At 45.5% G+C, this 20,467-nt stretch carries 18 protein-coding genes and 1 tRNA gene; 5 read left to right on the top strand and 14 right to left on the bottom strand.

Annotated features, from left to right (window positions below):
* Positions 1-38: 38 nt before the first annotated feature.
* From J6I44_RS08790 to J6I44_RS08780, 3 genes are all read right to left on the bottom strand, one after another.
* Positions 39-653, bottom strand: coding sequence for a DsbA family protein (locus J6I44_RS08790; protein WP_265765709.1), 615 nt, complete (start codon positions 651-653; stop codon positions 39-41).
* 285 nt (positions 654-938) lie between these two features.
* Positions 939-2,597: a M28 family peptidase gene (locus tag J6I44_RS08785; RefSeq protein WP_265765708.1), complete on the bottom strand. Its 1,659-nt coding sequence runs from the start codon at positions 2,595-2,597 to the stop codon at positions 939-941.
* Positions 2,598-2,767: 170 nt separating this feature from the next.
* On the bottom strand, positions 2,768-4,438 hold the full coding sequence (locus J6I44_RS08780; protein WP_265765707.1) for a DUF2339 domain-containing protein: 1,671 nt from the start codon (positions 4,436-4,438) through the stop codon (positions 2,768-2,770).
* 159 nt (positions 4,439-4,597) lie between these two features.
* On the opposite strand from J6I44_RS08780, the gene J6I44_RS08775 reads away from it, so the two are divergent.
* Entirely contained in the window at positions 4,598-5,596 is a 999-nt protein-coding gene (locus J6I44_RS08775) for a YhdH/YhfP family quinone oxidoreductase (RefSeq protein WP_265765705.1), read from the top strand.
* A 10-nt stretch (positions 5,597-5,606) separates the two neighbouring features.
* Here J6I44_RS08775 and J6I44_RS08770 read toward each other — a convergent pair whose 3' ends face one another.
* The 3 genes from J6I44_RS08770 to recJ form a co-directional block, all read right to left on the bottom strand.
* Positions 5,607-6,029 carry a response regulator gene (locus J6I44_RS08770; RefSeq protein WP_265765704.1) on the bottom strand — a complete coding sequence of 141 codons (423 nt, stop codon included), beginning with the start codon at positions 6,027-6,029 and terminating at the stop codon, positions 5,607-5,609.
* Positions 6,030-6,591: 562 nt separating this feature from the next.
* Positions 6,592-6,664: transfer RNA gene (locus J6I44_RS08765), tRNA-Phe, on the bottom strand.
* Positions 6,665-6,738: 74 nt separating this feature from the next.
* Positions 6,739-8,451 carry a single-stranded-DNA-specific exonuclease RecJ gene (gene recJ, locus J6I44_RS08760; RefSeq protein ID WP_265765702.1) on the bottom strand — a complete coding sequence of 571 codons (1,713 nt, stop codon included), beginning with the start codon at positions 8,449-8,451 and terminating at the stop codon, positions 6,739-6,741.
* 368 nt (positions 8,452-8,819) lie between these two features.
* On the opposite strand from recJ, the gene hslO reads away from it, so the two are divergent.
* The 3 genes from hslO (at position 8,820) to J6I44_RS08745 (ending at position 12,306) form a co-directional block, all read left to right on the top strand.
* Entirely contained in the window at positions 8,820-9,725 is a 906-nt protein-coding gene (hslO, locus tag J6I44_RS08755) for an Hsp33 family molecular chaperone HslO (RefSeq protein ID WP_265765701.1), read from the top strand.
* A 121-nt stretch (positions 9,726-9,846) separates the two neighbouring features.
* Positions 9,847-11,136: an NAD(P)/FAD-dependent oxidoreductase gene (locus tag J6I44_RS08750; RefSeq protein WP_265765700.1), complete on the top strand. Its 1,290-nt coding sequence runs from the start codon at positions 9,847-9,849 to the stop codon at positions 11,134-11,136.
* Positions 11,137-11,163: 27 nt separating this feature from the next.
* Positions 11,164-12,306 (top strand): DmpA family aminopeptidase, encoded by a 1,143-nt coding sequence (locus J6I44_RS08745; protein ID WP_265765699.1) that lies wholly within the window; start codon positions 11,164-11,166, stop codon positions 12,304-12,306.
* Between the two features lie 15 nt (positions 12,307-12,321).
* On the opposite strand, the gene J6I44_RS08740 is transcribed toward J6I44_RS08745, so the two are convergent.
* From J6I44_RS08740 to lpdA, 7 genes are all read right to left on the bottom strand, one after another.
* Entirely contained in the window at positions 12,322-12,780 is a 459-nt protein-coding gene (locus tag J6I44_RS08740; RefSeq protein WP_265765698.1) for a HesB/IscA family protein, read from the bottom strand.
* A 14-nt stretch (positions 12,781-12,794) separates the two neighbouring features.
* Positions 12,795-13,484, bottom strand: coding sequence for an AlbA family DNA-binding domain-containing protein (locus J6I44_RS08735; protein ID WP_265765697.1), 690 nt, complete (start codon positions 13,482-13,484; stop codon positions 12,795-12,797).
* A 77-nt stretch (positions 13,485-13,561) separates the two neighbouring features.
* Positions 13,562-14,572, bottom strand: coding sequence for an NAD(P)H-dependent glycerol-3-phosphate dehydrogenase (locus J6I44_RS08730; protein ID WP_265765695.1), 1,011 nt, complete (start codon positions 14,570-14,572; stop codon positions 13,562-13,564).
* A 9-nt stretch (positions 14,573-14,581) separates the two neighbouring features.
* The gene (plsY, locus tag J6I44_RS08725; protein ID WP_265765694.1) at positions 14,582-15,280 is read right to left on the bottom strand and encodes a glycerol-3-phosphate 1-O-acyltransferase PlsY; all 699 of its coding nucleotides are present in this window, start codon (positions 15,278-15,280) and stop codon (positions 14,582-14,584) included.
* 96 nt (positions 15,281-15,376) lie between these two features.
* Positions 15,377-16,255: a lipoyl synthase gene (gene lipA / locus J6I44_RS08720; RefSeq protein ID WP_265765693.1), complete on the bottom strand. Its 879-nt coding sequence runs from the start codon at positions 16,253-16,255 to the stop codon at positions 15,377-15,379.
* A gap of 18 nt (positions 16,256-16,273) precedes the next feature.
* Positions 16,274-17,035 (bottom strand): lipoyl(octanoyl) transferase LipB, encoded by a 762-nt coding sequence (gene lipB / locus J6I44_RS08715; protein WP_265765692.1) that lies wholly within the window; start codon positions 17,033-17,035, stop codon positions 16,274-16,276.
* Positions 17,036-17,135: 100 nt separating this feature from the next.
* Entirely contained in the window at positions 17,136-18,542 is a 1,407-nt protein-coding gene (lpdA, locus tag J6I44_RS08710; protein WP_265765690.1) for a dihydrolipoyl dehydrogenase, read from the bottom strand.
* A 282-nt stretch (positions 18,543-18,824) separates the two neighbouring features.
* Between lpdA and J6I44_RS08705 the strand changes: the two genes are divergently transcribed.
* Complete coding sequence (locus tag J6I44_RS08705; protein WP_265765689.1) at positions 18,825-19,604, top strand: hypothetical protein; 780 nt, start codon at positions 18,825-18,827, stop codon at positions 19,602-19,604.
* A gap of 105 nt (positions 19,605-19,709) precedes the next feature.
* On the opposite strand, the gene J6I44_RS08700 is transcribed toward J6I44_RS08705, so the two are convergent.
* A complete protein-coding gene (locus J6I44_RS08700) occupies positions 19,710-20,432 on the bottom strand; it encodes a helix-turn-helix transcriptional regulator (protein ID WP_265765687.1) in 723 nt (240 codons plus the stop codon).
* Positions 20,433-20,467 lie beyond the last annotated feature (35 nt).

The raw sequence follows: 20,467 nt of genomic DNA, 5'->3' as shown, positions 1-20,467 counted from the left end.
GAAAAATACCAAAAAACCTAACTCCCGGGCTTCCATCGTTACGATCCCTGTTTGTTTGCCAGTCGTTCTTCTATCTGTGCTTTAAATTCTTCATAGGTTTTGGGGAGTGGCTCCACTTCCTCGCCATCCAGGTAAAAAGTAGGCGTTGAATTTACCCCCATGTCGGCGCCCTCTTGTTTTTGCTCCATCACGATTTTCTGGGTTTCTCCGGCATTCAAGTCTTCGGTAAACTGGTTTAAGTCCAGCTCTAACTCACGTGCAAAGTTGACGATCGCCGTTACAGGGTTAGAAGCCTGCGACCATTGTTGCTGGTTTTCAAATAAAAGAGCATGCATTTCATAAAACTTATCCTGATTCTTTGCCGCCTGTGCAGCTCGTGCGGCCAGAGCAGAATAACGGTGACCATTTAACGGGAAGAAACGAAGTTGTACCTCGACCTTATCACCCATCTCGTTCTTGATCTTTTCAACGATGGGATGATAATAAGCACAGGCCGGACATTGGTAATCGCTATACTCGGTCAGAACCACCTTATTGGGATCATCGGCTGCAGCATCGGCAGACTGGGCGTCGGTATCGGAGCTTTGACAGCCCACCATAAAAAGAGTTGCTAATAATGCAACGAATAAATTGTTCTTTCTAAAAAACATCATACTCTACAACTTGTTTGGATTAAATGCTAAATATCGATCAACCTTGGATAAAACAAAATATGGAAATAGTCTCCCCTTGAGGGGAGTCCGCCTTTAGGCGGGAGGGGTGTTCAACGAATAAAAATGAGGGAAACACCTCCCGCCCAAATTCTGTGGTTCTCAGAATTTGGGCACCCTCCTCAAGGAGGGATTAACTAATGAATACCAAATTTCAGCCCTTATCCCAAGGTCGGGTTAATATAGCTTTTTATTGTTCAAAGAGTAAACGGTTGTTCATTTTATTTCTTACTGACCGCCAACTTCTTCAAGCATTTCGAGTCTCTTTTGTTTAAACTCATCGCCTTGTCGCCAGGTCTGCATGCTTTCAGCGTTAAGGATGCGATATCCTGCCTCAAAAAATAACCGCACATCCTGAACCATCCCCCTTAGGTCCCAGTAGTCGTTAATTTCATCATTAACGGTATGGTAGTTGGCGTTCTGCAAGCTATCAACAGTGGCTGAATACTCTTCCGACCTATTGATAAATTCGGTTCCTGAATTTGGAAAAACAGCCGGTATGCCCTGCTTGGCAAGGGCAAAGTGATCGGATCGATAAAAGTATCCGCGATCGGGATGCGGGTCAGGTTTTACCTCCACACCCTGTTCAGCAGCCACCTCCTCAATGACATCACTCACGCTGTTACGTCCATAGCCCACCAGTACAATATCTTTGGTTTCGCCATAAACGTTCATTCCATCCAGGTTAATATTTCCGCTTACCTTCCCCGGATGCACCGTGGGGTGTGTTGCCCAGTAGGTAGAGCCCAGCAAACCCACTTCTTCGGCTCCCACAAACAGGAATAACACACTCCGCTTTAGCTGAGGCTGTAACTTTTCATATCCACGGGCTAAGTTGAGCACCGCACTTACCCCGGCGGCGTTATCCAGCGCCCCATTGTTAATGGAATCTTGCTGTATGGGCTTGGTAATGCCCAGGTGATCGTGATGAGCGGTAAATACCGCATATTCATCTTTCAACTTGCTGTCCGAACCTTCTATAACCCCCAGTACGTTTTGAGCATCTTTTTGTCGATATGTAGCTCTTAAATCCAAGCTGAGCGATAGCCCATCCAGAAGAACCGGTTCAAATGAACGCGATTCTGCTGCCGTAAGTTGTTCTTCCAGATCGAGACCTGCACTTTCAAAAAGCGCCGTACTTACTTCTTTCGTCAACCAACCGTTGAACTTGGTTGGCGAACTCTCCACGGCTTCACTATCCCGGAGATAAAACTGTTCCCGATTCCAGCCATTGGCAACCACGTTCCAGCCATAGCCCGCCGAAGGGCTCGTATGGATAATGAGCACACCGGCTGCCCCCATCTCACGTGCCTTTTCAAATTTATAACCATAGCGTCCATAATACAGGCGGGTATCTCCTTTGAATAAGTCTGGGTCACTACTGGGGTCATTATTTTTCACAACCAGTATTTTCCCTTCAACATCAGTGTCTTTAAAGTCATCCCAGTTTTCTTCCGGAGCCTGAATACCATAACCTACGTAAACCAGCTCGGCCTCATCAATGGAGACTTCTTCCTCCAAGTTACTCGGCCAGGCCATAAAATCAGTATAATAATCAAAGGCATGAATCTCCTCTCCATCCTTTTGGATGGTGATTGTGGCTTCCTCCAAGGTTGTTTGTCCTATCAATGGGACATCCTGAATGTAGCTGCCATCCGGCATTCCTCCTTTTATACCATACTCCTTAAGTTGGTTCACCAAGTAAGTCACCGTTTTTTCTTCGCCTACCGTCCCGGTACTTCTCCCCTGAAATTCATCGGATGATAGCTTCTCAATGGGTTCTAAAAGCTGTTCCTCAGTGATACCCTCGGATACTTCTTCGATAGGCGATTGCATACATCCGGCCAGAGTGGCCCCCAACAAAAAAAGTAAAAATCTTTTCATCATATTATTCCTGTTTTATAGCGAAGGTTGTTATTGTGTTATGGATAAGCTGCTCACATCACGGTATGAGTATTGGGATTCAGTGAACAACTGAGCCGAATCACTCGGCTGGTGATCGTACTCACCCATCTTTAACGCAGATTAAAATAAAAGATTTTGAATGGGTTGCCACGCTATACTTCCGACTCCCTGTGGTTCCACTTGGATTGAAGATAATAACCAAGCAGGATGAGTGCTCCCCCAAAGCCAATAAATAACAGGATCCGCCAAAGTGCCTGTAGCTGCGCGAGATCTACAAGGAATAATTTAGCAACCACTAAAAATAAGGTTCCCATACCGACCAGGCGCACCCTTTTGCCATAAATAGTAAAGCCTACTACAAGCAATCCAATAGCATATAGCCCCCAAAAAACGGTTATCCATGCCTGTCCATCAGAAAAGTGGCCAAACATTTGGTAAATCCAATACAGAAGCAACAGGTGGCTTAAGATACGGTAAAACTGTTTAAAATCAGCTCGGTCCAGCCATGAAGGGATAAGCGTACCCCCAGCAGCAATGAACAAAAGTTGCGTAAAAGACTTTAGGGTAAAGGCTGTATCATAAAGCACCGTATGCATGAATAAATCGCGGGCAACCCAAAGAGCAACCAGTAAAAAAAGAAGGTGGGCACTGAAATTGAGTTTCCAATCTCCTGTTTGGGTCACAACATATCTCAAAACAACGGTCTCTGCGGCTAACAAAATAAAAAGCAGGGTCCCTTCAAAGAACAGCACAATGCCGACGGTACTCATAATGAGCGCCATAAAACCGTGCGAAAATGCCAGTGCAGCCATATTGCGATGTTGTAAGAAAGCGTATCCTGCAATGCCAAGCACCGCCAGCCCGAATGCAAGCAGCGAAGCTCCTTCACTGGAAAAATCCCAGTGCATAGTCATCAACGGTAACATCCAGAACGAAACCCAAAAAGTGGATAGATGGACCGTACTACCATACTCCTTTTCCGGATTTGAAATGGCATAATAGAATCCGCCTCCCCAAGTTGACAATGCCCATACAATTATTCCAACCTGTAAATACCAGTGCTCTGCCACAGAAAGGGATTGTCCATCAAACATTGAGGCCAAAACGCCCACAACCATTACACAAAAGCCGCCAACCAGCATACTCCAGAGAAGGGAATTCCATCCTTTTTGGTAGTAAATAACGGCAGCAGCCGACAATACGAGCGTCGTATAAACCACCAGTATCCCTATGCCTCCCGAACCGGTATACAGCATAAAAGGAGTTCCCAGGGCACCTACTATTCCGGTAACGGATAACACCGCTTCATCTTGCTGTAAGGATAGCGAAAGGGCCAAGAGCGTAACCACAATCATGAAAGCCCATATCAAAACGTCCGGCAAAAAGGAATAAAGCTGAAAGGTAGCAAAGCCGGTGATATAAAAAACGGCAATGCCTCCTCCCAATAGTAATTGCCGAAATGGATTCATCTGCTCATCCATTCGGAGTCCCGCTCCAAAAAGTAAGCCGCCAATGCCCAAGCCGATAGCACTGCGGACGGGTGGAACAAGCCACCCCTGGTCGATGGTATATTTAAACAGGAATACCACACCGATGAGTAACAACCCAATGCCAAGACGGTTTAGCCATTGCTCCCCAAACTGTGCTTCTCCAAGCCGATCTTGAACACGGTTACTTTTTGCTCTTTCATCTGTTGGAGGTACCTCAGAAACCGACGACTCTGCTTTCCCCGATGCTTCACCCACCTTTTGTTCGAGCTCCTGCACCCTCTGCTCAAGGCGGCTGATGCGTTTATGGAGTTCCTCATTATTTTGATCCGGCATATCTTAATAGCTATTATGATTGCTGAAGCAAGTCGTCCCTGACCGCATCCGTTATTTGATATCTAAATAGCCTTATAGTTATGATACTTATAGCAGAATAACAATAGAATATATCGCAGCTATAAGGGCTATATCGTTAACTCAAAATTTATTCTGGATATGAATACCAACTTTAAAGCGCTCGTCGTAGAAGAAACATCTGATGGCACATTCCAGCGATCGGTCCGTCAGTGGCCAATCAAAAAGTTGCCGGACCATGAGGTGTTAATAAACGTTAAATATTCCTCGCTTAATTATAAAGATGCCCTTTCGGCCTCAGGTAACAAAGGTGTCACCAAACAGTATCCACATATTCCCGGTATTGATGCTGCTGGTGTAGTTACAGAAAGCCGGGATGAGCGTTTCCAGGAAGGGGATGAAGTGATTGTAACCAGTTATGACCTTGGACAAAATACCCCCGGCGGATTTGGTCAATTTATTCGGGTTCCCAGCGACTGGATTGTCCCACTGCCCAACAAAATAAATCTTCAGGAAAGCATGCTTTTTGGCACTGCCGGGCTAACAGCAGCCATTGGCATATATCAGCTTCAGTATCATAATATAGAACCCGAGGATGGCCCTATAGTGGTAAGCGGAGCAACCGGTGGCGTAGGCACTATGGCAGTAAGCATTTTAACAACATTGGGTTATGAAGTGGTAGCTGTTACCGGAAAAAAGGACCAAAAAACGTTTTTGCAAGATATTGGTGCCCGTGCCATCATTCCCCGGGAGGAAGTTCAGGACCAAAGTTCAAAACCATTGCTCAGTGCCCGGTGGTCAGGGGCCATTGATACCGTTGGCGGGGTAATGCTCGACACCATAATACGGCAAACGCAGCCGCATGGTGTGGTCAGCTGCTGTGGCAATATTGCCGGTCATGAGCTACATACCAACGTATATCCGTTTATCCTCAGAGGCGTTACCTTGTCTGGCATTGATAGCGGAAATTGTGCCATGAGCCTGAGAAAAAAACTCTGGAATAAGCTTGCTTCCTCCTGGAAACCGAAATCACTGGAAAAAATAAGCCGAATATGCTCCCTGGATGAGCTGAATAAAGAAATCGATACAATATTAGAAGGTAAGCAGGTGGGGCGCGTTATTGTCAGTCTTGAAAACTAACGGTCACGTTTTAATCCGAATCGATAGTTCGCAAATTTTCTTCGCTCCCAGATTGCCCCTCATTTAGAGCCTTAATGAGCGGCGCTTCTAAATCACCCTTGGTAACGGGCTTTATTAAAAAGCCGGAGTAGTTTGTTTCCTTAGCTTGTTCCAGAGAGTTCTCATCAGAACTACCAGAGAGATATATGACAGGGACCTGGGAGGTTTTTCGAATCTCTTTCATCGCATCTATACCATTCATGGATCCTTTAAGTGAGATATCCATGATAATAACATCCGGATTGAGATCAGCCGCTTTTTGGATGGCCTCCTCTCCCGTAACCGCTTTGCCAACAACATTGAAGCCTAAATTATTGACCAAACGCTCTTCAACCATGCTTAACAGGAGGTCGTCTTCTACAATAAGAATCTTGGCTCTTTGCTCTCCATCCATTCTTTATACGGTTTAATCTATCCGTTTTAAATAGTATTACTGTAAATAATATTAGAAGTAATTAATAATTTACCTAAAAATATTTTCAGGAGCAACAAAGCCCACCCTCTAATAATCTTGATGATTCCAAAGGAAAGAATGACAAATTACTGGTATCTGCCACAGCCATTGGAAAATCTTAAATCAATGGTGTGAAAATTAGGTTTGTCTTAAATAAGGCCATTATTGGGCTGTATCTGGGCATGATCTCAGAAAAGCCCGGAATTTATACACTGGGGATACCACCCGCTAAAAACCAATTCAAAACCGGCGGTGGAAAAAAGTCAAGCTTTGAAGAAATTCAACATTAGCAGAAGATTGAAGTCGCCTTGATGGAGACAGACCGGATTATGGGAAATCTCACACAAAATTAGGGCAGAAAGCTAACAAAATTTCGTGGTAGAAGAGCAAAAATATACAAACGGTAAACTTACTCCAAAAATACTACCTGTATAATTGTTTTAGCATAGTTTTACCATAAAATAATAAAGCCCTGCAACTCAATGAGTTACAGGGCTTTGCGTGGGACCGGCCGGAATCGAACCGGCGACACCGCGATTTTCAGTCGCGTGCTCTACCGACTGAGCTACAGTCCCTTTTTGCGCTAAGAGTTGCCAAATATAAGATCTTTTATGCTTTATCCAAAGAGCTTACAGGCATTTTATCTAATTTATTTTTGCAGTTGTACATCCCGCAATCGAATCTGCAGGGTCCGGCGGCCATTCCAGTTATTTTCTTCCAGGGAATAGGCAATATTCAGCTTCTTATTCTGGCTGTTGCGAACAACCGGTAAGTATTCGTGCATATTGAATCCTATCACATCGAAAACGCCGGAACCGTTTTGTGATACCTTCATCTTCAGATGTCCCGACCCCACAATGGTCGGCACACCGACCACCTCTACATCACGGCTGACAAATATCGGCCGCAGGTTTCCGGGTCCAAATGGTTCAAATTGACTGAGCAATTTCCAGAAACGCATATTCACATTCTCAAGATCCAGATTACAATCAATCTTCAGGTCAGGTTTAAAGTCATTTTCGGTGAGCTTTTGTGAAGCTATCTTATCAATACGCTGCCGGAATGCCTCCACATTTTCTTTCGCCAGCGTTAGCCCGGCGGCGTATTTATGGCCTCCAAACTGTTCCAGCAGATCTTCACATTCTTTAAAAGCTTCATAGATATTAAACCCTTCAATACTACGAGCGGAACCCTTTACTTTTCCATCCACCGTACTCAACATTATTGCCGGACGGCTATAGGTATCTACAAGCCGCGAAGCCACAATCCCGATGACCCCCAAATGCCAGTCGGCATTATGGAGCACCATGGCAGAAATTTTCTCCAGATCATACTCTTTATCAACAATGGCTTTCGCCTGCTCCATCGTCTGGCTATCCTCATCCCGGCGGGCAATGTTTATACTTTCCAGCTCATGCGCCCTTGCCTTGGCTTCTGCATCGGTCTCTGCAATTAACAGTCGTACCGCTTTGGTGGCATCGCCCATCCTGCCGGCAGCATTTATCCGCGGGCCTATGGAAAATACGATATTGGATGAGGAGATCGTGCCTATTTCCAAATTTATGAGTTCAGTCAGTGCATATAGCCCTACCCGTGGATCGGCATTAAATTGTCTCAGCCCTTCCCGCATCAAAATCCTGTTTTCATCAACCATTGGTACAATATCTGATGCGATTGATACGGCAACCAAGTCAAGAAACTTGTGAGCCAGCGAATCATTAAGTCCCAGTTTTTGAACAGTTCCCTGCAACAGTTTGAATCCGACACCGGCTCCTGACAGCCCCTCAAATGGATAGGTGCAGTCTGCCCTTTTGGGATCAAGGACCGCCAGTGCATCCGGAAGCGAGTCGGCAACGTTATGATGGTCACAAATGATCAGATCAATGCCCTTCTCTTTGATCTGTTCTGCTTCGGAAATTGCGGTAATGCCACAGTCTACCGAAACAATTAAGTCCGCATTGATTTCTTCGGCATACTTAATGCCTTCCTCATTGATGCCGTAGCCCTCTTTAAACCGATGGGGGATATAGAAATCCACATCCACCCCGAATTCACTCAAAAAGAGGTATAAAATGGACGTTGCAGTGGTCCCATCTACATCATAATCACCGTAGACCAGCACACGTTGGCGGTCTCGGATAGCTTTGGCCAGCCGTTCTGTAGCCGGCTCCATATCCTTCATCAAAAAAGGATCGTAAAGTTGATTTATATTTGGTCTAAAATATGCTTTTGCCCGATCATAAGAGTCTACTCCGCGCAACAAAAGCAGGTGTGCCACTTTGGGCGACACCCCTAATTTTTGCTGCAATGTGGACATAGCCTCTTCGTTGTCGGGTTCTGAATACACCCATTGAAAAGACATAGTTATTGTTATCTGTTTTTTCTTTTTTTGTCATAAATAGCATACCAGCGGTCAAACTGTGCAGCCACACCATCTTCATGGTTTTAAAACGAATACTTCTGTGTAAGATACAATTTCAACGACTAATATCATTATCCAAATAAATTGAAAAGGAACGCATGGTAATATCCAGGCCTTTGTAAAAGTGATCATACTACTAACTCAGTCCATTTTTTTGTATTTTCTTGCACTCTGGAAATATCGATATGTATTCCACCAATCTGTTCATAAAATCTCATATCTAAATCGATTTACAGGCGCCCATAAACAAACTATTACCCAGCTTTCTTTGTTGTTCGAGAAGAGCGATTAATAATTAACTGTTTCTTATGATTTCTAAAGAAGATTTTATCCACAAAGACAGACTCATCAAAGGCATAAGCACGGATGGAAATATTAAAATTTCGGTCGTCAAAACAACCGATGTCATTAAAGCGGCTCGTCAAAAACACGAGCTTTCGCTGCTTAATACTATTCTTTTGGGCCGTGCTTTAACCGCTACCATGCTGATGGCTTCCGAATTAAAGGGGGAAGAACGCATCCAGCTGCGGGCTGAAGGGAAAGGTCCCGTCGGACTCTTGGTAGCAGAAGCCAACAGAGTGGGCGAGATTCGTGGTTATGTTCAACATCCGGAAGTCGAATTGGACTATAATGACTCTCAAACAAGCTTAAGTGATGGCTTGGGCGTAGGCGTACTTACGGTCCGCAAAACCCTTTATAACGAGGCAGAACCCAAAACCAGTAGCATCGAGCTTATCTCTGGCGATATTACCGGGGATATTGCCTACTATATGGTGCAATCCGAACAAATACCTTCTGCAATCTTACTGGATGTGGGTCTTGATGAGCAGGGCCAAATTACCGAAGCAGGCGGATTATTCATTCAGCGGATGCCCGACGCTCCTGAAGGATTAATAGAACGTTTACAGACCGAAATGAAACAGTTTGACTCTATTAGTACCTTGCTTTCCGAAGGCAATTATATAGATGATATCATGGAAAAAGCAATGGGTGACATTCCGGTTAAAGAGCTGGACCGACAACCGGTTGATTTCTTTTGTAGATGTACGCGCAAGCGGTTTGTAAATGCCCTGGCCATGCTGGGCCCAAATGATCTGAAAGAAATTAGCGATGAAGGCCAGGAATTGGTTTGCCACTTTTGCAATGAGCAGTACCAGATTACAAAACGTGAAATTGAAGACCTCCTCCAAGAGACCAAAGCCCGAATGAATTAACGGCTGGTTACTGTATTCTTTTTTAGTTAATTTCGTCCTAACCTTTTTCTTCATAATATTTTAAAGTTATTATGAGTATAAGGTTCATCTAATTTCGATCTATACACCTTAATTATCTATTATGGCAGATCGCAAGCATGTCGTCATTGTCGGTGGAGGATTCGGCGGTATTTCAGTTGCCAAAAAACTTAAAGGAGCCGATGTCGATATTACGCTTATCGACCGTAATAATCACCATCTTTTTCAGCCACTGCTTTATCAGGTTGCTACAGCTGCACTCTCACCGGGCGATATAGCTACCCCTATACGAGCGATTCTGGGCCAGCGTAAAGGTCTGCAGGTTTTGCTGGGCACGGTAACCGGTATCAACCGGGACCAACGGTTTGTAGAGCTCAAAAAGGGGCAGAAAATCAGTTTTGATTACCTTGTGCTTGCGCCGGGCGCCAAGTATAACTACTTCGGAAATGATGACTGGCCCAACCATGCACCCGGATTAAAATCCATCGGCGATGCACTCCAGGTACGCGAGCGGATCCTGCTTTCGCTCGAGGAGGCAGAACAGCTTAAAGATCCTAAATTGCGGGAGCCTTACCTAACCTATGTCGTAATTGGCGGTGGCCCCACCGGGGTAGAGATGGCCGGGGCCATTGCTGAAATAGCTAAACGGAATATGATGCGCGACTATTCCACTTTCAGCCGAAATGAGACCCGTATTTTCCTGGTGGAGGCCGCACCGCGCATCCTCAACGGATATCCCGAATCGCTGGCAGAAAAGGCACGCAACACCCTCGAAAAGATGGGCGTTCGGGTTCTGCTCAACACGCCGGTTACCGATATCGGTGAGAATAAAGTCACCTTCTCAGAAGGCACCATCCAAACACCAAACATTATCTGGGCTGCGGGAGTGGCCGCCTCTCCCCTGCTATCGGCACTCAATACCGAACAGGACCGATCCGGGAGAGTGGTGGTAACCGATGACCTTTCACTGTCTGATGATGATCATATTTTTGTCATTGGAGATGCCGCTCATAAAGAAGATTCGGATGGCAACCCGCTACCCGCTCTTGCCCCGGTGGCCATGCAACAAGGCGATTTTGTGGGCAAGCTTATCAAAAGGGAGCTTAAAGGCAAAGAGCGTAAAACCTTCTCGTTTACTGATAAAGGGACCATGGCTACCGTAGGACGCGCCAAAGCCGTTGCCGATATCCGGGGCTTTAAGTTCAGCGGTCTTTTTGCCTGGTTGCTCTGGTCTATTGTTCACATTTTCTTCCTGATTGGCTTTCGCAATCGTTTTAGGGTTTTTGTCGAATGGATGTGGCATTACCTCACCTTTAACCGCGGCGTACGGCTTATCACTGACCGGCAGAGTAATGAAGAAGAATTAATCGGCGGCCAAGAAGAAAAACACTGATACTGCGATGCCCTAACTACATCCATTATGAAACAAATTACCGGTATCTTTTTTATTGTTCTATTAGCCTGTAGTATGAGTACCCTGTCGGCACAGGATACCAATGCCAGAGAACACGGGATTGAATTTGGCGTATTGCCAACCGGCTCTAATAATACGGTTACGGATGTAAGTGGCGTGCAGGTTGGCCACAAAACGCTTATCCGGGGAGAGCATATCCGCACCGGTGTTACGGCAATCCTTCCTCATCCAGGCAATATTTTTCAGCAGAAAGTACCGGCAGCTGTTTATGTAGGCAATGGATTTGGCAAGCTGGCGGGCTCTACCCAGATCAACGAGCTGGGTACGATTGAGACGCCTGTTATTTTGACGAACACACTCAGTGTTCCCACCGCTGCGGATGCGCTCATCGATTTCACCTTTGGCTTTGATGAAAACAAGAATGTTCGATCCGTGAATCCGGTGGTTGGCGAAACGAACGATGGCTACCTGAATGACATCCGCGGACGGCATGTAAGCAAAGAGGATGTACTTGAAGCCATTGAATCAGCCGATACGAACCCCGTTGATCAGGGTAATGTTGGCGCAGGCACAGGTACTATTGCTTTCGGATTTAAGGGGGGCATTGGAAGTTCATCCCGCAAGTTGCCCAAAAAGTCTGGTGGCTATACCGTAGGTGTGCTGGTACAAACAAACTTCGGAGGGGTCTTACAGGTTGCGGGTGCCCCTGTGGGTAAGGAACTGGAAAAATATTATATGAGCGATACCCTTAATGATTCCGCCGATGGCTCCTGCATGATTGTTGTCGCCACAGATGCTCCGTTAAGCGCCCGAAATCTCAAGCGACTGGCCAAACGTGCTATCATGGGGCTGGCCCGGACGGGTGGTATTGCCTCCAACGGCAGTGGTGATTACGTGATCGCCTTTTCAACGGCTGAGTCGGTCCGGACTCCCTACCGATCGCAAGAGCGTATCCAATCGCATAACGTACTTCGTAATGAGGCTATGTCTCCACTTTTTATGGCGACGCTAGAAGCTACAGAAGAGGCCATCATCAATTCCCTTTTCCATGCCGAGACGATGACCGGCCGCAATGGGCATACCATTGAGGCCCTCCCAATTGATGAAGTGCTGGATATTATGAAAGACTATGGAAGGGTTAAAGACTAAGCTAAAAAGACGAACTCAGGTAGCGAAAGAGCTACCGCAACCACATGTTTCGGTGGCATTGGGATTGTCGAAGGTAAAGCCCCTCGCATCTAACCCATCCGGATAGTCTACCGATATGCCCTTAAGATACATCATATGCTTTGAATCTACGATGATCTCTATCCCCTGGCTGACTAATACTTCGTCGTCTTCGGATTTGTGGTCAAAACCAAGTTTATAACTGAGACCTGAGCATCCTCCTCCTTCAACGGCAACGCGCAGGTGGAGTTCTTCATCCAGGGCTTCATCATCCCGTATTTTCCGGACCTGTCGGGCAGCTCGTTCCGTTAGAGATACCGGTGGACCGTTAAACTCGACCTCACTCTCAGATTCCAAATCCGCCAGTGATGATGTCGACTGTTGTTCGTCCTCCTCGTCATCATCAATTAGATCGGCAATGACATTATTTAAATTTTCTTCTGTATCAGCAGACATTGCAGTAATTATTTTTAAAATTCTTTTTCACAGTTCTGTGAGTAGGTGAAATAATCGATATTGTCCTTTCGAAATAAATTCAAAATATCGGCACTTACCAAGTTTACAAGTGTAGCTGAGGCCTCAGCTCGGGGCACATCAACAATGTGTGAAAATTTTTCAACGGTTATTTCACCATATTCATTCAGATATCGGAAGAGTTTTTGCTCATTTTCTCCATATTCAAAGGTTACTCCTGTATCTGAATTTTTATTTTTAATGATTTCGATCAACTCTTTGCTTGCCACCTTGTTCTGGTCTTCTTCTCGCATAAATACGATTTTACCCTCTTCTCCCTTTACGAAGATGGGTTTATCAGTAGATTCCGGAACGCGAATAACCAGCAAATCTTTATCGCCAAAATGGACAATTTCAATTCCAATATTGACCTGGGGCCAACATAGTTCAGTGGCAGCTTTTTTGAGCAAAAACTCTTCTTCCTGGTAGCCAGAGACCCCAACTAATGAGCAGTCGTCATCCACCCCAATAAGCAGAGTACCCCCTTTTGTGTTAGCAAAAGCTGCTATCTCACGGGCAATTTTAAACGCTGAGGGTATCGTTCGCTTAAATTCGAGATACGTTCCCTCTCCTGTTTGTGCCAGATTCTTGACATCCAGGTAATCCATTTCGGAGAGCGTTGCGATGCTGCGGTTGTCAGAGTACATAGCCACGCTGTGTTATTTTATTAATATAACGAATATAGTAGCTAAATATTAAGCAGCTGTGAATAACTGACCTGCCGTTAAATTATGATCTCTTCTTTGGGATTGCGGGTCATTAATTCATACAGCATATCCTTGGGATCTTCATCTTCAAACAAGACGTTATAAACAGCAGCTGTAATAGGCATCTCCACATTCAATTGTTTACTCCATTCCAAGACAGAGCGGGTGGTCTTCACGCCCTCAGCTACCATATTCATTTGTGATATGATATCATCTAACTTTTTTCCTCGTCCAATATTGTATCCAACAAAACGATTGCGACTGTGTTCGCTTGTGCAGGTTACGACTAAGTCTCCCATCCCTGACAGACCGGAAAATGTATCCTGGGATCCCCCCAACTTCATTCCCAACCGTTTCATTTCATGAAGTCCACGTGTCATCAGTGCCGCCTTGGCGTTATCTCCCAATGCAGCTCCGTCAATAACTCCGGCTGCAATGGCCATTATATTTTTAACAGCCCCTCCAATCTCAACACCAATAATATCATAGTTCAAATAGACACGAAACATGGGCGTCAAAAAAGTCTCCTGGATAACACGCGCAGTGTGATTGGAATAAGAGCTGGCTACCACCGTGGTGGGCTTAAACTTACTGACCTCCTCGGCGTGACTGGGTCCCGAAATAACTCCAATCTGGTCATCCATGATTTTTCCTTCCAACACTTCCGCCAGTACCTGAGACATGGTCTTGAAGGTTTTATTTTCAATGCCTTTGGCTACGCTTACCACAATTTCATTGCCATTCAGAAACGTCTTAATATTGGAAGCCACCTCGCGCATGACGTGCGAAGGAGTTGCAAAAATGACCATCTCGGGATCGTCAAAACATTTTTTGGGATCGGTATCACAAGAGATGGAATCCGGTAAGGTGACATCAGATATATAGGCAGGGTTTCGATGTCGCTTGTTAATACCATAGGCTACCTCCGATTCACGGGCCCATAGCTGCACATCATTGCCAGCTCTTGCCAATACAACAGAAAGGGCCGTTCCGAAACTCCCGGCCCCTACAACGGTGATCTTTTTCACAGTCCTCTTTTACCCCTGTTCCTGTTTATCCTTATTAAGCCATCCAACGGCCGGTTTGAATGAACCGACCTGGTTTTCAGTTCCATTCAACAAACGACGAATATTGCCTCGATGTTTTATAATAATCCCTATACCTACAATAGCTCCAAAAATTAAGATACTGCCATCTATGGGCCAGCCCAAGCCGTACCTGAGCACGACTAACATCAACGGGTAGATAAAAGCAGCTACCAGAGAAGCGAGCGAAACAAATCGGCTAACGAGCATCACAATCAGGAAAACGCCAAAAGTTATTCCCACCGATACCGGTTCAATTCCACAAAGCATGCCGGCCGCCGTGGCCATTCCTTTTCCGCCGTCAAAATTGGCGTAGAGGGGAAACATGTGTCCAACAACCGCTACTACTCCACAGACTATACGCAGGAAAGAATCGACTTCCCAATACGGAAAGAGCGCTACCGGTCCTGATCCAATAAAATAAGCAAGTTGGCTGATCCAGTAAGCACTGGCAAAACCTTTAAAAAAATCGATCAACAAAACAGCTACCCCGGGCTGCCACCCCAACAGGCGAAATGTATTGGTGGCCCCGGCATTTCCACTTCCATAGTTGCGTATGTCAACCCCTTTGACCAGCTTTCCGACCCAAATTGAAGAAGGAATAGAGCCTACCAGATAACTCAATAATATGACGACGCCAACTGCAAGCATATATTAGGGTTAAATGAGAAATGATGATCTTTATGCAATATAAAAGATCGAGAGAAATTGTCGAGATAAATTATCAGCCTTTAACAACTGATACCTCTATACGTGACGTTCGGCATGGTAAGAAGATCGCACCAACGGACCGCTTTCAACATGCTCAAGTCCTAATCCTTCGCCAATTTCTTTGTATTCGGCAAACTGATCGGGGTGTACCCATTCTTCCACAGGCTGGTGCATCTTGGTAGGTTGCATATATTGGCCAATGGTGAGAACATCTACCCCGTAATCGACGCAATCTTGCATCAGTTCGATAACCTGCTCGCGCTCTTCTCCAAAGCCGACCATAATACCGGTTTTTGTGCGCACGCCCTGTTCTTTGCACCGCTGCAGTAACTCCAGTGAGCGCTTATATTTGGCCTGGGGACGAATAGTACGATAGAGATTGGGTACGGTTTCCAGGTTATGGCTTAGGACATCCGGCGGAGTATCAATAACGATTTGCAGAGCCTCCCAAACGCCTCTGAAATCCGGAATAAGAGATTCTATAGTTACCCCGTCAATGGCTTCGCGCAGCTGGCGGTGGGTTTCGGCAAAAATAGGTGCCCCGCCATCTTTACGCTCATCACGATTTACGGAAGTCAGCACTACGTGCTTGAGTCCCATTTTCTTGGCAGCATCCGTTACGCGGCGGGGTTCATCCCAATCCAGGCCCTGAACCGGTCGGCCGGTTTTAACGGCACAGAAGGAACAAGAACGGGTGCAGACATCCCCTAAAATCATAAAGGTTGCCGTACCATTCCCCCAGCACTCCCCCATATTTGGGCATCGTGCTTCTGAGCAAACCGTATTCAACGAATGCTTCTGGATGGTTTCCGAAACCTCCTTAAACTTCTCGCCCGAAGGCAACTTCACCCTGAGCCAATCAGGACGGCGTTCAGTCTTTTTATTTCGGTCGACGACGTTTAATTCTTTAATCATGTAGCTGAAAATCACTAATTAATGGGATGCTGCTTTTGCTTCCTGATGCTTAAGATACGAAAATTGCTGGTCCAGTTCAGGCAGGGAATTCACTTTAGCGACATCCACATCGAAAACTTCTTCGATGTGTGTTAAAAGTTGTGCTTTAACATGGGCTTCGTCAACTCGTTTGCCGAGTTGCTCTTGAAGGCTAGTCACTTCCTTATTTGAAATTCCACACGGCACGATATGGTCAAAATAGCTGAGATCTGTATTGACATTCAGTGCAAAACCGTGCATTGTCACCCAGCGCGAACATTTTATGCCCATGGCACATATCTTCTCATCGCCTACCCAAACGCCGGTTAACCCCTCAATGCGTCCCGCTTCAATATCAAAATCTGCGCATGTACGAATAACCACTTCCTCCAAATAGCGCAGATATTTATGGATATCCGTAAAATGCCGATCCATATCAAAGATAGGATATCCTACAATTTGACCGGGCCCGTGGTAGGTGATGTCTCCACCGCGATCAATTTCAACGAACTCGGCATCGATATCAGCAAGTTCGGCCAGACCTTTTAAAAGATGGGCTTTATCGCCGCTTTTTCCGAGTGTAAACACATGCGGATGCTCAACGAAAAGTAGCACATCGTTGCTTTCATCACCCGGTTTGTAAAGCTTTTGCTTACGACGGGCCAGTTTTTCATCCACAAGTCGTTGCTGTATAGCGGACTGTAAATCCCATACTGCTTGGTAGGGAGCCTGCCCCAAATCGTAAAATTCTACTTCATTCATAATCTTTCAATTAGGAATTAAAAGTTGAGAATTAGGAATGGAAAGGCTTACCGCTCCCCGACTCCTAATTCTTCATTCCTAATTTTTAACTACTGGGTTTTTAGTTGCCCAGGTGCACGCCTTCGCCGTATGCTTCGGCCACTGCTTCCATCACGGCTTCAGACATCGTCGGGTGCGGATGCACAGCACTAATAATTTCATGGCCGGTAGTCTCCAGATCACGGGCCACAACAGCCTCAGCAATCAGCTCTGTCACATGTGATCCAATCATGTGGCAACCTAGCCATTCACCGTATTTCTCATCAAATACGACCTTCACAAAGCCTTCTTCGTGTCCAAGTCCGGTTGCTTTACCACTGGCAGAGAAGGGGAATTTACCGACCTTCACATCATAACCTTCTTCCTTAGCCTGCTCTTCGGTGTATCCTACGGAAGCAATCTGCGGCTCACAGTAGGTACAGCCCGGAATGTTGTTATAATTTACAGGAATAGGGTCTTCACCCGCCAGCTTTTCTACGCAAACAATAGCTTCGTGGGAAGCTTTGTGCGCTAACCAAGGGCCACCGGCTACATCGCCAATAGCATAGATGCCTTCTACGCTGGTCTGGTAGGTTTCTTTATCAATTTGGATGGCGCCCCTTTCGTATTCAACGCCAATTTCATCCAGGCCAATACCTTCAACATTGCCCGTTACGCCTACCGCTGACAGGACAACATCGGCCTCTACTACTTCTTCATCATCGCCGGTTTTGATGGTCACTTTTACGCCATCACCGTCGTCTTCCACCTTTTCAACGGTGCTTCCGGTGCGCACATCCATGCCCTTCTTCTTATAAATCTTTCCAAGCTCTTTACCCACATCTTTATCTTCAACGGGTACAAGGCTATCCTCCAGCTCAACGATTGTCACATCAGTGCCAATGGTGTTATAGAAATAAGCAAACTCAACGCCGATAGCACCTGCACCAATCACCACCAGCTTCTCCGGCTGTTCTTCGAGCTGCATGGCTATTTCGGAATCAATTACGTTCTCGCCGTCAATCTCGATATTCGGCAGCTCTCGCGGACGTGCTCCTGTAGCGACAATGAAACGATCCGCTGTTATCTGTTCTTGGGTTTCATCATTTTCATCAACGACCTTCAGCTGATCTTTAGACTCAAAAACACCTTTCCCCTCAAAGACTTCAATTTTATTAGCCTTCATCAGGAACTGAACCCCTTTACTCATCTTGTTTGCCACATTTCGGCTGCGATCAATAATACCGCCAAAATCAGCTTCATAATCGTCCACTTTGATACCATAATCACCGGCATCTTCAATACTTTCAAAAACCTCAGCCGAGCGGAGCAATGCTTTTGTAGGGATACATCCAATATTTAAACAAACACCACCCAAGTGCCGTTTTTCAACAATTGCCGTATTAAAACCAAGTTGTGATGCACGAATAGCGGCCACATATCCACCGGGGCCGGAACCAATTACACAGACGTCAAATTCTTTAGCCATGATTATTTACTCATTTGTTGATTTTGTGAATGATTCAATTTGATGAACGGTCGCTTATGAGCTGCTATAGTAATGCAAACTCTTGCTGAATCGAAAAGAAATTGACAGTTCAACAAACAAATCGGTCAATAATTTTAAAGCGGTCTAAAGTTAATAATAATACGTGGAAGGGTGAAATGAGATCTTACCCAAAAAATTAAGCCACTTACAGGCCTACCATGGAAACATTATCTCCTGTTTGCTGTTTAGATAAATAATAAAATACTAATAAAATATCTTTCTATGGATGTACAACATCGTTACAAAACCGTATCAGCACTTTTTATAGCACTTATTTCATTATCCATCGTTGGGTGCCTCGGTTCTTCTTCCGGCATTGATGAAAACATGAATCGTTTTCCAAGTACCGCTAATCCCGGCTTTACTCCCCAGGCTTTTTTGAGTGACAGTAACTTCACCGCTCTGGAGCTCGAAATTGACTATATGCCCGGACAACAACCCACCCAAGCGGCGTTGGATAGCCTGAAAAATTTTCTTCAAAACCGACTCAACAAATCTCAAGTCACCATCAATACTCCAACCGAAGTAGCATCGGCTGGTGAAGATTCCTATTCCGCAGAGGAAATTCGAGAGCTGGAAGGACAGTATCGCAACAATTTCACCGATAGCCGGGGCAATACCCTCCATGCCTATTTCTTGATTGTTGATGGCAAGTATCAGGCACAGGAGAATGTGCTGGGCATTGCGTACTTCAATACCTCAATGGCTTTCTTTGGACAAACTATCAGCGAGGTAAGCTCCGGTATTGGCGCACCCCCCAAAGAAAAAATTGAAGGGACGGTCTTCCAGCATGAGTTTGGCCATACCTTTGGCCTGGTCGGCAGTGGCACACCTACACAATCAGACCACAAAACAGCAGCGAGCGCCCATTGCACAACTGAGGGCTGCCTGATGGAACCCTCCGTCGAAACGGCTAACTTTTTTGCCAATCTATTTGATGGCGATATTCCGGATTTGGATAGTGCCTGCATTGCTGACTTGCAAGCAAATGGCGGGAAATAAGGTAAATTAAAAATTAGGAATGAAGAATTAGGAATTGGGAAGCAAGAAGCCTTTCCATTCCTAATTTCTTTCTTCGATGAGGCTCCAAAAACTCATAGTCGTTCATTACGATTCGTTTGCTGTTTTATTCTTTGTAGTTACAGCGCTGAAGTACTCACTCAGATTAAACTCTCTGCTCTCAAAACGCTCTGAAGACTTATGCACCGACTTCATTCTGTCTAGTCGAAACTCGCGGTAACCATTCCGCAGACGGCACCAGGCAATTAATATCCAGTTTTCGCTCGTATTATACAGAGCCTGTGGTCCAACCGTTCTTACCGTTACTTCATCTTTGCTTATTGAGTGATACTGCAACTGCAGAAGACGGCGATTGGTAATAGCCAGCTGTATCTTAGAGAGATTATCGCTGGTTGTTATCCCTTCGAAATTTTTGAGTATTGCCACTCGCTCCGACAGCAAATTAGCTTTGTCTCGTTTTGCATACCTTAAAACAGCCTTGATCTTGGCGATAGCATCCTGGTGATTTCTGGCAAATGATCCATCCCTGTTTTTTGCAACAAGCTTACCCGCCGTAACAAGAGCATTTGCTTCTTCTTCAGTCAGCATTACCGGTGGTAGCTTAAACCCCTCCAACAACGAATACCCTTTGCCCGGCTCGGTATAAATAGGGACCCCAGCCCGTTCCAGAGTTTTCATATCACGGTAGATGGTACGCTTGCTTACGTTAAACTTCTTCGCTGCTTCAGCAGCATGGAACACTTGTTTCGACTGTAGTAGTGTCAAAATAGCCGTCAACCTTGTCAACCGTGGCATCTTTTCCTGTTCCATTTATTATTAAAACTTTACGTTTAGGGGCATAGCCC

This window comes from Fodinibius salsisoli (assembly GCF_026229185.1).
In the GTDB taxonomy this organism is placed as follows: Bacteria; Bacteroidota; Rhodothermia; order Balneolales; family Balneolaceae; genus Fodinibius; species Fodinibius salsisoli.
This window is presented reverse-complemented; position numbering and strand designations above follow the sequence as displayed.

Bases quoted from the DNA above. Each gene is read 5' to 3' on its own strand.
- J6I44_RS08780 (WP_265765707.1), bottom strand. From the start codon at position 4,438: ATGCCGGATCAAAATAATGAGGAACTCCATAAACGCATCAGCCGCCTT.
- J6I44_RS08770 (WP_265765704.1), bottom strand. From the start codon at position 6,029: ATGGATGGAGAGCAAAGAGCCAAGATTCTTATTGTAGAAGACGACCTC.
- J6I44_RS08775 (WP_265765705.1), top strand. From the start codon at position 4,598: ATGAATACCAACTTTAAAGCGCTCGTCGTAGAAGAAACATCTGATGGC.
- J6I44_RS08745 (WP_265765699.1), top strand. From the start codon at position 11,164: ATGAAACAAATTACCGGTATCTTTTTTATTGTTCTATTAGCCTGTAGT.
- J6I44_RS08735 (WP_265765697.1), bottom strand. From the start codon at position 13,484: ATGTACTCTGACAACCGCAGCATCGCAACGCTCTCCGAAATGGATTAC.
- J6I44_RS08705 (WP_265765689.1), top strand. From the start codon at position 18,825: ATGGATGTACAACATCGTTACAAAACCGTATCAGCACTTTTTATAGCA.
- J6I44_RS08740 (WP_265765698.1), bottom strand. From the start codon at position 12,780: ATGTCTGCTGATACAGAAGAAAATTTAAATAATGTCATTGCCGATCTA.
- lipA (WP_265765693.1), bottom strand. From the start codon at position 16,255: ATGATTAAAGAATTAAACGTCGTCGACCGAAATAAAAAGACTGAACGC.
- plsY (WP_265765694.1), bottom strand. From the start codon at position 15,280: ATGCTTGCAGTTGGCGTCGTCATATTATTGAGTTATCTGGTAGGCTCT.
- lipB (WP_265765692.1), bottom strand. From the start codon at position 17,035: ATGAATGAAGTAGAATTTTACGATTTGGGGCAGGCTCCCTACCAAGCA.
- J6I44_RS08785 (WP_265765708.1), bottom strand. From the start codon at position 2,597: ATGATGAAAAGATTTTTACTTTTTTTGTTGGGGGCCACTCTGGCCGGA.
- J6I44_RS08700 (WP_265765687.1), bottom strand. From the start codon at position 20,432: ATGGAACAGGAAAAGATGCCACGGTTGACAAGGTTGACGGCTATTTTG.
- J6I44_RS08790 (WP_265765709.1), bottom strand. From the start codon at position 653: ATGATGTTTTTTAGAAAGAACAATTTATTCGTTGCATTATTAGCAACT.
- lpdA (WP_265765690.1), bottom strand. From the start codon at position 18,542: ATGGCTAAAGAATTTGACGTCTGTGTAATTGGTTCCGGCCCCGGTGGA.
- hslO (WP_265765701.1), top strand. From the start codon at position 8,820: ATGATTTCTAAAGAAGATTTTATCCACAAAGACAGACTCATCAAAGGC.
- recJ (WP_265765702.1), bottom strand. From the start codon at position 8,451: ATGTCTTTTCAATGGGTGTATTCAGAACCCGACAACGAAGAGGCTATG.
- J6I44_RS08750 (WP_265765700.1), top strand. From the start codon at position 9,847: ATGGCAGATCGCAAGCATGTCGTCATTGTCGGTGGAGGATTCGGCGGT.